The organism is Streptomyces sp. NBC_00203 (assembly GCF_045206325.1).
Lineage (GTDB): Bacteria > Actinomycetota > Actinomycetes > Streptomycetales > Streptomycetaceae > Streptomyces > Streptomyces lutosisoli.
In genome coordinates this window covers 7,533,685-7,546,346 of record NZ_CP108126.1, presented here as the reverse complement: position 1 = coordinate 7,546,346, position 12,662 = coordinate 7,533,685, and the positions used below count along the sequence as shown (strand labels likewise).

At 68.3% G+C, this 12,662-nt stretch carries 9 protein-coding genes and 1 pseudogene; 8 read left to right on the top strand and 2 right to left on the bottom strand.

Features of this window, described 5'->3' with window-relative positions; genetic code table 11:
* The first annotated feature begins 76 nt into the window (after nt 1-76).
* The 7 genes and pseudogenes from OG975_RS33750 (at nt 77) to OG975_RS33720 (ending at nt 9,447) form a co-directional block, all read left to right on the top strand.
* Entirely contained in the window at nt 77-475 is a 399-nt protein-coding gene (locus tag OG975_RS33750) for a DUF742 domain-containing protein (RefSeq protein ID WP_327431980.1), read from the top strand.
* Nucleotides 456-1,031, top strand: coding sequence for an ATP/GTP-binding protein (locus OG975_RS33745; RefSeq protein WP_028802395.1), 576 nt, complete (start codon nt 456-458; stop codon nt 1,029-1,031). The genes OG975_RS33750 and OG975_RS33745 overlap by 20 nt, the downstream gene beginning before the upstream one ends.
* A 350-nt stretch (nt 1,032-1,381) precedes the next feature.
* Nucleotides 1,382-4,630, top strand: a complete 3,249-nt coding sequence (locus tag OG975_RS33740; protein ID WP_406333079.1) for a nitrate- and nitrite sensing domain-containing protein — start codon at nt 1,382-1,384, stop codon at nt 4,628-4,630.
* Nucleotides 4,631-4,640: 10 nt separating this feature from the next.
* Nucleotides 4,641-5,054, top strand: coding sequence for a roadblock/LC7 domain-containing protein (locus tag OG975_RS33735; protein WP_283970195.1), 414 nt, complete (start codon nt 4,641-4,643; stop codon nt 5,052-5,054).
* 94 nt (nt 5,055-5,148) lie between these two features.
* A complete protein-coding gene (locus OG975_RS33730; RefSeq protein ID WP_406333077.1) occupies nt 5,149-5,748 on the top strand; it encodes a DUF742 domain-containing protein in 600 nt (199 codons plus the stop codon).
* Complete coding sequence (locus OG975_RS33725; protein ID WP_099502672.1) at nt 5,729-6,310, top strand: ATP/GTP-binding protein; 582 nt, start codon at nt 5,729-5,731, stop codon at nt 6,308-6,310. Before OG975_RS33730 ends, OG975_RS33725 begins: the two co-directional genes overlap by 20 nt.
* Nucleotides 6,311-6,419: 109 nt before the next feature.
* A pseudogene (locus OG975_RS33720) lies at nt 6,420-9,447 on the top strand (NACHT domain-containing protein).
* Nucleotides 9,448-9,506: 59 nt separating this feature from the next.
* Here the strand turns inward: OG975_RS33720 and OG975_RS33715 are convergent.
* The gene (locus OG975_RS33715; RefSeq protein WP_327431976.1) at nt 9,507-9,698 is read right to left on the bottom strand and encodes an acyl-CoA carboxylase subunit epsilon; all 192 of its coding nucleotides are present in this window, start codon (nt 9,696-9,698) and stop codon (nt 9,507-9,509) included.
* Between the two features lie 56 nt (nt 9,699-9,754).
* Nucleotides 9,755-11,362 carry an acyl-CoA carboxylase subunit beta gene (locus OG975_RS33710; protein WP_406333076.1) on the bottom strand — a complete coding sequence of 536 codons (1,608 nt, stop codon included), beginning with the start codon at nt 11,360-11,362 and terminating at the stop codon, nt 9,755-9,757.
* A gap of 470 nt (nt 11,363-11,832) precedes the next feature.
* Here OG975_RS33710 and OG975_RS33705 point away from each other — a divergent pair, with 470 nt between their 5' ends.
* Nucleotides 11,833-12,453 carry a YceI family protein gene (locus OG975_RS33705; protein WP_406333075.1) on the top strand — a complete coding sequence of 207 codons (621 nt, stop codon included), beginning with the start codon at nt 11,833-11,835 and terminating at the stop codon, nt 12,451-12,453.
* Nucleotides 12,454-12,662 lie beyond the last annotated feature (209 nt).

The following is a 12,662-nucleotide window of genomic DNA, read 5'->3' as shown; positions in this document are numbered from 1 at the left end:
TCCGGCCGTCACAATCCCCCCACCGGCCCCAACAGACGGCACGACTGACCGACTTGCTGTCCCGCCCGGAGGATTCATGACCCCGCCTACCGCCTCTCATGATCCGTACGCACATACGTACGAGGATGAGGGCGACCAGCCGCTGGTACGTCCGTACGCGATGACCGGCGGCCGGACCCGGCCGCGCTACCAGCTCGCCATAGAGGCACTGATCAGCACCACGGCCGACCCGGCGCAGCTGATGGGGCTGCTCCCCGAGCACCAGCGGATCTGCCACCTCTGCCGTGAGGTCAAGTCGGTGGCTGAGGTGTCGGCCCTCCTGTCCATGCCGCTCGGTGTGGCCAGGATCCTCGTCGCGGACCTCGCGGAGGCCGGACTCGTCGCCATTCACCAGCCTGGCGGCGATGAGAACAACGGCGGCGCGCCGGACGTGACTTTGCTCGAAAGGGTGCTCAGTGGACTTCGCAAGCTCTGACGGAGGCCGGGCGACCACCTCCGCGAAGATCGTCGTGGCGGGTGGTTTCGGCGTCGGCAAGACCACATTCGTGGGTGCCGTCTCCGAGATCAACCCGCTGCGCACCGAGGCCGTCATGACGTCCGCTTCCGCGGGCATCGACGACCTCACCCACACCGGGGACAAGACCACCACCACGGTGGCCATGGACTTCGGCCGTATCACCCTCGACCAGGACCTGATCCTGTACCTCTTCGGTACGCCGGGTCAGGACCGTTTCTGGTTCATGTGGGACGACCTGGTCCGCGGTGCCATCGGCGCCGTGGTCCTGGTGGACACCCGCCGTCTCGCCGACTGCTTCCCGGCGGTCGACTACTTCGAGAACAGCGGTCTGCCGTTCGTCATCGCCCTCAACGGCTTCGACGGGCACCAGCCGTACAACCCCGAAGAGGTCCGCGAGGCACTGCAGATCGGTCCGGACGCCCCGATCATCACGACGGACGCCCGGCACCGTGCGGATGCGAAGAGCGCGCTGATCACGCTCGTCGAGCACGCGCTCATGGCACGGCTGCGGTAGCAGCCAAGTCGACAGTTCCATAAGGCAGTTGTCGTAGACGCATTGGAGCCGGCTGTGTCGTTTGACACGGTCGGCCACAGTGTTCATAACGTTTCGACAGAGAATTTCGCTGCCACCGCCACGCATCGCGGTCACCCGGTACCGCTGCGCTCACAAAAGCCCCGCCTTTTGGCGGGGCTCGCTCTTTATGACCGTTTTATCTGGGGCTTACCTCACTCGGAATCATCGGTTCCGAGTGTTTGGAAGGGCGCCACCTGACGTGCTGGAATGCGCTGAACTGCCCAGTAGTCAAGGGCGCTGGAGACACCGCGGCACAACGTAGGTGCCGACGCCGAGAGGTTGTTGGTCGAGTGAGGCGAAGCAAGAACGGTCCCGAGCCGTCGGCACGGGGCAACTTCACCCCGCCGCCGCGCGGAGCGGCGCCCGCACAAGTGACCGGCCCGGAGGCCACGGCGGCGCCCGCGTCGAGCGGCGGTCGTTTTTCCCCGCGCAACTGGCGCGTGCCGACCAGGCTGAACGCGATCCTGCTCATACCCGTGGTCGTCGGCCTCATCATGGGCGGCTTCCAGGTGAAGGGCTCGATCGACACCTGGCAGGAAGCCCAGGACGCCGAGAAGACGGCACGTCTGGTGCAGGCCGCGCTCACGTACGGCGACAAGCTGTACGTCGAGCGAGACGTCACCGCCGCTCCCCTGCTGAAGGGAAGCGCGCAGACCGCCAAGGACAAGGCCACCGTCACCGCGGCCCGCAAAGACACGGACTCGGCGGCCGACGCCTTCGACGAGGCCGCCCAGAACATGCCCAAGACGGAGGGTCTGGAGCGCCGCCTCGCCATCTTCCGCAAGGTCGAGCCCGGTCTGGACTCCCTGCGCAAGATCGCGTACACCGCCAGGCTCACCGGTGTGCAGACCGAAGAGGGCTACACCCAGATCCAGCACCCGCTGATGGAGTTCGCCAACGAGCTCGGTCTGGGCACCGGAAACATCACCAGCTACGGCCGTACGGTCTACGCGATCTCGCTCGCCAAGGGCTCGCTGTCGCTGGAGCGGTCCATCGGCATGCACATGCTGGTCAAGCCCGGTCCGGGCGCCGGCAGCCTCGCCAGCCAGCGGGTCGCCCTCTCCTCGTACGCCTACCTTGAGGCCATCGCCATCGAGGAGTACCTCGGTGGTGGCACCCAGGCCGACTCCGACAAGCTCGACGCCGCCAAGACGAAGATCAAGACGGATCTGACGGCGCAGGCCAAGGCGGCCGCCGCCGCCGACCCGACGTATGTGCCGCCGCCGACGGGGGACACCGCGATGGTCTCGGCCATCGCGACGCTTCGGTCCACGCTCCCGTCCGAACGCGCCGCTCTCGCCGCGAAGGGCACCACCGCGCAGAACTGGTGGGCGGTCAACACCGCCAAGTACAACGCCTACCGCCAGATCGAGTCGGATCTCGCCGACAAGGCCGTGGCCGAGGCCGCGTCCATCTCCGACAGCGCCAAGACCGACGCCTTCATCACCGGTGCCGCCGTCGTGATCGCCCTGCTCGCCGCGTTCATCCTGGCCGGCATGGTGGCCCGCCAGATGAGCCGCTCGATGCGCCAGCTGCGCAACGCGGCCTTCAACGTCGCCGAGCAGCGTCTGCCGATGCTGGTCGACCAGCTCTCGCGTACCGACCCGGGCCGCGTGGACACCCGCGTCCAGCCCATCCCGATCACCACCACGGACGAGATCGGCGAAGTCGCCCGCGCCTTCGACCAGGTCCACCGCGAAGCCGTACGACTCGCCGCCGAGCAGGCCCTCCTGCGAGGCAACATCAACGCGATCTTCACCAACCTCTCGCGCCGCAACCAGTCGCTGATCGAGGGCCAGCTGACCCTGATCACCGACCTGGAGAACAACGAGGCCGACCCGGACCAGCTGGAGAACCTCTTCCGCCTGGACCACCTCGCGACCCGTATGCGCCGCAACGGCGAGAACCTCCTGGTCCTCGCCGGCGAGGAGCCCGGCCGCCGCTGGGACCAGCCGGTCCCGCTGGTCGACGTGCTGCGCGCCGCCTCCTCCGAGGTGGAGCAGTACGAGCGCATCGAGCTCTCCGGCGTCCCGGAGGCCGAGATCCACGGCCGCGCGGTCACCGACCTCGTGCACCTGCTGGCCGAGCTGCTGGAGAACGCGACGACGTTCTCGTCGCCCCAGACCAAGGTCCGCGTCACCGCGACCCGGCTGCCCGACGGCCGCATCATGGTCGAGATCCACGACAAGGGCATCGGCCTCACCGCCGAGGACTTCGCGGACATCAACCACAAGCTGGCCAACCCGCCGACCGTGGACGCCGCGATCTCGCAGCGCATGGGCCTGTTCGTGGTCGGCCGGCTGTCCGACCGGCACGGCATCCGCGTCCAGCTGCGCCCCTCGGGCGAGCAGGCCGGTACGACGTCCCTGGTCATGCTTCCCGACGCGATCACCCACGGTGGTGGCGGCGGCGAACAGCAGCTGCAGCGCGACGAGTTCACCGTCTCGCAGATCATCCCGGAGCAGCAGCAGTCGTTCCAGGGCGAGAACTTCGGGGGCCAGCAGCCGCTGCGTACCGCCGCGGAGCTCGGCTTCGACGACAGCCGCTACGACGTCCCGGACGACATCCGCGAGCTGGACCCCGTGGGCCGCTCCCTGATGCGTGAGGAGCGCCGTGCGGCCCTGGAGGCCCAGACGCACGACCAGGAGGCCATCGAGGGCCCCCAGGGCTACCAGGACGGCTTCGACGCCCAGCAGCCCGCGTACGACAACGGCCGGCCCTCCTACGAGGGTGGCCCCGCGTACGACAACGGCCAGGGTGCGTACCAGGAGCAGCAGGCGTCGTACGACCAGCAGACGGCGTACGACGAACCGCAGCGGCAGTCGTATGACGAGACGTACTTCCCGTCCAGCGGCGGCTACCCGGAGCCCGCTTATGCGGAGCCGGCCCAGGAGGAGCACACGGGAGCCCGGGGCGCCGCCTCGGAGACGTTCTCGGCCTTCGAAGAGCCGTCCCACCAGGACGACTGGCCGAAGCAGGACACGTATCAGGGCGGGTACCGGTCCGGGTACGCTCCGGAAGCGGAATCCCCGCAGGCCGCTGACGCGGGTGAGCAGGACCGCGTAGGCTTCACCCGTCCGGGACCGGCTGCCTCCGCCCCTCACGCGCTGACCGACGCCGGGCTGCCCCGCCGCGGATCCACCGCCGGCGGCAACACCAACGCCAACGGCAACGGCCAGCGCCCCCTCATCCAGGGTGGCCAGGGGGTACAGGCACCGCCCGCGACCACCGCGAGCAACGGCACCGACGACTGGCGTTCGAACAACGACGACCGCTGGCAGCGCGCCGAGCAGCTCAAGAAGCCCAAGGCGGGCGGGGTCACCTCGTCCGGTCTGCCGCGGCGGGTGCCCAAGGCCAACCTGGTCGAGGGAACCGCCGAGCAGACCCCGCAGGGCGGCCCCTCGGTCTCCCGCGCTCCTGAGGACATCCGGGGCAGGCTGAGCAATCTGCGCCGCGGTGTGCAGCAGGGACGCAATGCAGGTAGTGACACGAACGGCCAGGGCTTCGGCCCTGACAGCACCTACAACCAGGAGCGTTAGTGTGAGCCCGATGAGCCAGGCGGCGCAGAACCTGAACTGGTTGATCACCAACTTCGTGGACAACACCCCTGGGGTGTCGCACACGGTGGTGGTCTCCGCCGACGGACTCCTTCTGGCGATGTCCGAAGGCTTTCCCCGTGACCGCGCCGACCAGTTGGCGGCCGTCGCGTCCGGTCTGACCTCGCTGACCGCGGGGGCCTCCCGGATCTTCGAGGGAGGCAGTGTGAACCAGACGGTTGTGGAGATGGAGCGAGGATTCCTCTTCATCATGTCCGTTTCCGATGGTTCGTCACTCGCCGTCCTCGCACACCCGGAGGCGGACATTGGCCTCGTTGGGTACGAGATGGCACTTCTGGTGGACCGTGCGGGTACGGTCCTGACCCCGGACCTTCGAGCAGAGCTCCAGGGGAGCCTTCTCAACTAGCAGACACACGGTGCGTTTTGGCGTCCCGGGGCCGTAAGGTTTCGGGACGCGGTCCCTCAGTGATGGGTGCCCGGCACAGTCGGAGGAGGAGAAAGTGGCAACACCCCCAGGCGGTTCGTCTTCGGGCAACTGGTCGTACGGCCCCGGCCAGGGGCACGGCGGCCAGGGTGACGGTTCGCAGAACCCGAACCGGTACAACTTCCCCTCCGCGCCCAGCCACCGGCAGCAGCCGTACGCGCCCCAGGGCCCCCAGGGCCCCGGTCCGTCGCCGTACGACCAGCCCCCGGCACCGCGCATCCAGCCTGTGCAGCCGCAGCGACGCTCACCCGAGCCGTCGCCCGCGGGATCGTCGAACAACCCCCTGGTGCGCCCGTATGCCATGACGGGCGGCCGCACCAGGCCCCGCTACCAGCTCGCCATCGAGGCGCTGGTGCACACCACCGCGCAGCCGCACCAGATGCAGGGCCAGCTGCCCGAGCATCAGCGGATCTGCAACCTCTGCCGAGAGATCAAGTCGGTCGCCGAAATCTCGGCGCTGCTCACGATCCCCCTCGGCGTGGCCAGGATCCTCGTCGCCGACTTGGCGGAGGCGGGCCTGGTCGCCATTCATCAGCCGGGCGGCGACGAGAGCGCCGGCGGCCAGCCAGCCGTGACTTTGCTCGAAAGGGTGCTCAGTGGACTTCGCAAGCTCTAGCGGAGGGCCTTCCCGCTCCACCACGTCCGCGAAGATCGTGGTGGCGGGCGGCTTCGGCGTGGGCAAGACCACGTTCGTCGGCGCCGTCTCGGAGATCAACCCGCTGCGCACCGAGGCCGTCATGACGTCCGCTTCCGCGGGCATCGACGACCTCACGCACACCGGAGACAAGACGACGACCACCGTCGCCATGGACTTCGGCCGCATCACCCTGGACCAGGACCTGATCCTCTACCTGTTCGGCACCCCCGGTCAGGACCGTTTCTGGTTCATGTGGGACGACCTGGTCCGCGGCGCCATCGGTGCCGTCGTCCTGGTGGACACCCGCCGTCTCGCCGACTGCTTCCCGGCGGTCGACTACTTCGAGAACTCGGGCCTCCCGTTCGTCATCGCCCTCAACGGCTTCGACGGCAACCAGCCGTACAACCCCGAAGAGGTCCGCGAGGCGCTCCAGATCGGTCCGGACGCCCCGATCATCACGACGGACGCCCGCCACCGCGCGGACGCGAAGTCGACGCTGATCACGCTGGTCGAGCACGCGTTGATGGCGCGCCTGCGCTAGCGGCACGGAACTTCCGAGGCAGCGGCCCTCGTTTCTCCCCAGGGAGAAGCGGGGGCCGTTGTCCGTGGGCCACAATGCGTGGGCTCGCATCACCTGGGGAGGGGACCTCATGCTCGCGGAGACGGCGGCGTTACGGCTGGGGACGACCGTGGCGAACACGGCGGCGCAGCTGTGGCTGGGGGGCAAACGGCGGGAGCAGGAGCGCCGGCTGCCGATCGAGGAGCTGGCCCGGGTGAGGGTTCCCGGGGTGAAGTTCCAGCGGAGTGTGAAGCGGCAGTTCGAGCAGATCGCCGACGCGGTGTTCGACCGCGTGGAGCCATTCCTGGAGCACGAGTTCCGGGCACTGGACGAGTCGGGCCGCACGGCCGTGATCGACGCGGTGTGCGACACCTTCGCGCGGGCGGATCTGTTCGGACGAGGCGCTGTTGGCCGCGGACGCCCAGCCGGCTGAACTGATCCGCCGGATCACGGGAACGGTGCGGGCACCGGTCGGTCTGAGCGAGCCGGAAACCCGCCTCTACGAACGGCTCTTCGCCGAGTGCGTCGAGTACTACGTCCGCATCGTGCGAAGCCTTCCGGTCTTCGAGGAACGGGCACTGGCCGAACTGCTGGCCCGGACGGCCACCTTGGGTGGCGAGGTGACACGGATCCTCGAACGCCTCCCGGACCGCTCGCTGTTCGCACCGGACGGCATGGACCAGGACACGGCCTTCCGCCGCCGGTACCTGGAACTCGTCAGCGAGGACCTGGACGAGGTGGAGCTGTTCCGCCGGGCCTCGGACCGGGCGGCGGCGCAGGTACGGCTGTCGGTGGCCTACGTGAGCCTGCGGGCCACGGGCGACGACGGCACCCACCGCCGCCGGACCGCCCGCTCCCTGCCACAGCTGCGGGCCGACATGAGCGACTGGGAGGAGGCGGGCGGCGAGGGCTCCGGCATGCGGGTGGAGGCCGCGCTGGGCGGAGCCGCACGGGTCCTGCTGCGGGGTGAGGCGGGCTCGGGGAAGACGACTCTGCTGCGCTGGCTGGCCGTCACGGCTGCCCGAGGGGCCTTCACGGGAGAGCTTGCGGACTGGAACGGCCTCACGCCGGTCTTCGTCAAGCTCCGCGAGTACAGCGACCGCCCCCTGCCGACGCCGGAGGCGATGCTCGACGGGGTCGCCGCTCCTCTCACCGGCATCATGCCGAGGGGGTGGGTGGAGCGGCAGCTCGACAGCGGCAGAGCACTGCTGCTCATCGACGGCGTGGACGAGCTGCTCGACCGGGAGCGGCGTGCGGTACGGGACTGGCTGCGCACGCTGCTGCGTACGTACGGCGAAGTACGCGTGGTCGTCACCTCACGTCCCGCGGCGGCCGGAGCGGACTGGCTGCGCCGGGAGGACTTCACCACCCTGAATCTCGACCGGATGACACCTCCGGACCTGGCGGCGTTCGTACGGCAGTGGCATCAGGCGGTACGGGAGTTGGGGGACGAGCTTCCCTGCGGGGCCGACGAACTCCCCCGGTACGAACAGTCCTTGCTCACCAGCCTCAAGGACCGGGCGCATCTCCAGTCCCTGGCGGGCACTCCCCTGCTGGCGGCGATGTTGTGCGCCATGCACCTCACCCGGGGCAGCCAACTGCCCCGTGACCGGATGGAGTTGTACCGCAACGCGCTCCACACCCTGGTCCACGACCGGGACGCGGACCGGAACGTGCCGAGCGCGGTGGAGAGCAAGCTCAGTCTCGGGGACAAGCTGGTGGTGCTGCGGGATCTGGCGTGGCGGCTGTCGGACAACAACCGCAGCGAGATCGCGATGGAGCAGGCCGCCGTGCACGTCGGGGCGAAGCTCACTGCGATGCGGCATCTGGACGCCGCCCTGGACGGCAAGCTGGTGCTGGAGCAGCTGCGGGACCGCTCCGGGATGCTCCGCTCCCCCGCCCAGGGGCGCCTGGACTTCGTACACCGGACGTTCCAGGAGTACCTCGCCGCCGAGGAGGCCGCGGAGGAGGACCGGATCGGGAATCTGGTCGGCCGGGCGCATCTGGATCTGTGGCGGGAGACGATCATCATGGTGGCGGGCCATGCCAACGCCCGTCAGCGGGAGGAACTGCTGGGCGGGATCCTCGACCGGGCCGAGGAGGAGCCCCGGCACGCGCGCACGCTGCGGCTGCTGGCGGCTTCCTGTCAGGAGACGCTGCCCTCCGTGTCGGAGGAGCTCGGGGAGCGTCTGGAGGAGGCGGTGGCGCAGCTGCTTCCGGCCCGCCGGAAGACGGACCCGCCCGCACTGGCGGCGGTGGGGCCGAGCCTGCTGCGCAGGATGCCTCGATCGCTCGGCGAGCTTTCGGAGAAGGCCGCCGTGCAGACGGTGCGGACCGTGGCGTTGATCGGGGGTGAGGAGGCGTTGGGGCTGCTGGCCGGGTACGTGGGGGACGAGCGATACGACGTGATCGGTGAACTCGTCCGAGCCTGGGGGTCCTTCGACGCCGAGGCTTACGCCGAGCAGGTTCTGTCGCGACTGCCGCTGGCATTCCGAGATCTCGCGCTCACGCACTCCGCCCAGTGGCGAAGCCTGCACAGGCTGGGACCCATCGGTGGCTTGTCAATCTCCTATCCCTTGGCGGAGTTCGGAGCGCTGTGTGAGTTGCCGCCAGTGACAAGCCTGGCCGTTTTCGAACCACGCGGAGAGGCCGACCTGTCGGTGCTCAGACACCACGCCGACCTGACCTTTTTCGGCCTGATGGGCGAGATACCCCTCAAGCACATCGAAGCACTCGGCGAGCTGCGACATCTGAGGTATCTGTTCCTTGACCTCGGCGGCACGCCTCATCTCGACGGAAGCCTGTGTTTGGCACAGGAAGCTTTCTACGTCTCGATCCAGGGCGTGAGTGAAACCACCGACCTGGCCACCCTCGCCGACTCCCCCGGCCTTAAGCAGGTGGTGCTGTTCACCAAGGACGTTTGCCTGCCTCAAGGCCTGCCCGCAGTGGCCTCGTTGCCCGGGGTGAGCCTGGTGCTCAACGGTATCGACGTCGCCGCCTGGCTGGGGACACCGGGGTTTCTTCCCCCCAAGGTAAAGCAGCTCTCTCTGCACAACTGCCTTCTGCCCGACGACCCCCACGCCCTCGACTTCTCCGGCGTGGACGTCACCTTCGAGTGACCCCAACACCAAAGCCCCGCCCTCCACCAGGAGAACGGGGCTGTCGGCGTCAAAAACCCTCAGTGCCAGCTGTGCGGCGCCCGGAACCCGGGCTCGCGCTCCAGCCGGCGCCAGCCGGCCTTGTGGCGGCCGTGGTGGGCCGGAGCATCAGTGGGGGCGGCGGCGGCACGGGCCAGGAGGATCGCCGTGATGGCGGCGACTTCCTCGGGCTCGGCGTGGCCCTTCTCGACGCGGATGTCAGGGGTGCTCATAGGTTCAGTCTCCGTGAGAGAGGTTTCCGCGGGGCTGCCGCGGAGGATCCGCAGGGTTACTGCGGGGGGTTGCCGTGCTTGCGCGAGGGCAGGTCCGCGTGCTTGGTGTGCAGCATCGCGAGCGACTTGATCAGGACCTCGCGGGTTTCCGCCGGGTCGATGACGTCGTCGACCAGGCCACGCTCCGCCGCGTAGTACGGGTGCATCAGCTCGGCCTTGTACTCCTTGACCATGCGCACCCGCATCGCCTCGGGATCGGCTGCCTCGGCGATCTGACGGCGGAAGATGACGTTGGCGGCACCTTCCGCGCCCATCACGGCGATCTCGTTCGTCGGCCAGGCGTAGGTGAGGTCGGCCCCGATGGACTGGCTGTCCATGACGATGTAGGCACCTCCGTACGCCTTGCGCAGGATGAGCGAGATCCTCGGCACGGTCGCGTTGCAGTAGGCGTAGAGGAGCTTCGCGCCGTGACGGATGATCCCGCCGTGCTCCTGGTCGACGCCCGGGAGGAATCCGGGGACATCCAGGAGGGTGATGATCGGAATGTTAAAAGCGTCACACATCTGGACAAAGCGCGCAGCTTTTTCACTCGCTTCGATGTCCAGGACACCGGCCAGCGTCTGCGGCTGGTTGGCGACGATGCCGACGACCTGGCCGTCCAGACGGGCCAGCGCGCAGATGATGTTGCGGGCCCAGCGCTCGTGGACCTCCAGGTAGTCGCCGTCGTCGACGAGCTCCTCGATGACCTTCGCCATGTCGTACGGGCGGTTGCCGTCCGCGGGGACCAGGTCCAGCAGGATGTCCGAGCGGCGGTCCGCCGGGTCCTCGGACGCGACCTGCGGCGGGTTCTCGCGGTTGTTCTGCGGGAGCATCGACAGGAGGTAGCGCACCTCGGCGATGCAGGTCTCCTCGTCGTCGTACGCGAAGTGGCAGACGCCGCTCGTCTCCGCGTGGACGTCGGCGCCGCCCAGGCCGTTCTGGGTGATCTCCTCGCCCGTCACCGCCTTGACCACGTCCGGCCCGGTGATGAACATCTGCGAGGTCTCGCGGACCATGAACACGAAGTCCGTGAGGGCGGGCGAGTAGGCCGCGCCGCCGGCGCACGGGCCGAGCATGACCGAGATCTGCGGGATGACGCCGGACGCCTTGGTGTTGCGCTGGAAGATGCCGCCGTAGCCGGCGAGGGCGGAGACGCCCTCCTGGATACGGGCGCCGGCGCCGTCGTTCAGGGACACCAGCGGCGCACCGGCCGCGATGGCCATGTCCATGATCTTGTGGATCTTCGTGGCGTGGGCCTCGCCCAGGGCGCCGCCGAAGATGCGGAAGTCGTGCGCGTACACGAAGACCGTACGGCCCTCCACCGTGCCCCAGCCGGTGATGACACCGTCGGTGTACGGCTTCTTGGCCTCCAGGCCGAATCCGGTCGCCCGGTGCCGGCGCAGCTGCTCGACCTCCTGGAACGAGCCCGCGTCCAGCAGCAGCTCGATGCGCTCCCGGGCGGTCAGCTTGCCCTTGGCGTGCTGCGCCTCGGTCGCCTTCTCGCTGGGGCCTCGCAGCGCCTCGGCACGGATCGCGTGCAGTTCGGCCACACGTCCGCGCGCGTCCGTGGGTTCGCCAGCGGAACTTGTGGAGCTTGCGGATCCGGCCTCGTCCAAAACGGTCATGTAGTGACCTTACGAAGTCCACCAAGGAAAGCGAGCCGTCGACTCCGTACAGTCTCCGGCCCGTTTTCCTGGTACCCCTGAACAGAACCACGACCGCATGCAGGCGATCTGACTGCTCAGAGGGCCTCTGGGTTGTAGAGGTCTCACAAAGCAATCAGCTGAGAGTCACCTCACATTGATGAGTGGCGCATGCCATCCCCTGGGTGATACGGACCCTCGGCCGGCCTCCCGGACCAGGCGCCGGTGCGGTCCTCGCGGAGGGTGCGCGCACGGTGCACGGCGAGGGTACCCGCGTCTGCCGGAGGGCGGACGAAGGCAACTCGAAGTAACGTCGTGAACACGCTGCGGATGATGTTGAAACTTGAATGGAATAGGTCTACGGTGCTCCATGTTGACCTCGTTGAAGATTCAACATCCTCAACGCCGCGGCTTCCGGACGAATCCGCGACCCGTCCCTTAGGAGCAACGTCATGGGTATCTTCAGCCGCAAGAGCGACGCCGCCGACGCCACGGCCACGACCGCCGAGGCCGCAGCCGTCAGCCCCGACCTGGCCGCGCTGAGCGGCGACTACACGATCGACCCCTCGCACTCGACGATCGGCTTCGTCGCGCGTCACGCGATGGTGACGAACGTCAAGGGTGGCTTCCAGGAGTTCGACGGCACGCTGCACCTGGACGGCTCGGACCCGTCCAAGTCCACCGCCTCACTCGACGTCAAGATGGAGAGCGTCGAGACCGGTTCCGCCGACCGTGACGGTCACCTGAAGAGCTCCGACTTCTTCAAGACCGACGAGTTTCCGACGATGACGTTCCGCTCCACCAAGGCGGAGGCGCTGGGCGGCGACGACTACCGGATCACCGGTGAGCTGTCGATCATGGGCACCACCAAGCCGCTCTCCATCGACCTGGAGTTCAACGGCGCCGCGAAGGACCCGTTCGGCAACGAGCGCGTCGGTTTCGAGGGCAAGTCCGAGATCCTGCGCTCCGAGTGGGGCCTCACCTGGAACGCGGCGCTGGAGACCGGTGGCGTCCTCGTCTCGGACAAGATCAAGCTGGTCTTCGACATCTCGGCGATCAAGAACGCCGCCTGAGCCTTCCCTTTCGCCGGCACGCCCTGATTCGCCGGCAACCCCTGAGCGCGCCCGCCCTTCGACTCCCCCGTACGAGGAGGGCGGGCGCTCCGGCATGTCCGGACGCCCCTCTAGGTCAATTTCTGCCCTAAAGAATCCCCAGACGTTCTCAGGCGCTCTCAGAAACCCTGGCGAATCTTGTGAGCCCGCCATGGGATCTTGAGTGTTCA

Excerpts from the sequence above, each read along its gene's own strand:
- OG975_RS33750 (WP_327431980.1), top strand. The coding sequence starts at position 77 with ATGACCCCGCCTACCGCCTCTCATGATCCGTACGCACATACGTACGAG.
- OG975_RS33735 (WP_283970195.1), top strand. The coding sequence starts at position 4,641 with ATGAGCCAGGCGGCGCAGAACCTGAACTGGTTGATCACCAACTTCGTG.
- OG975_RS33715 (WP_327431976.1), bottom strand. The coding sequence starts at position 9,698 with ATGAGCACCCCTGACATCCGCGTCGAGAAGGGCCACGCCGAGCCCGAG.
- OG975_RS33710 (WP_406333076.1), bottom strand. The coding sequence starts at position 11,362 with ATGACCGTTTTGGACGAGGCCGGATCCGCAAGCTCCACAAGTTCCGCT.
- OG975_RS33705 (WP_406333075.1), top strand. The coding sequence starts at position 11,833 with ATGGGTATCTTCAGCCGCAAGAGCGACGCCGCCGACGCCACGGCCACG.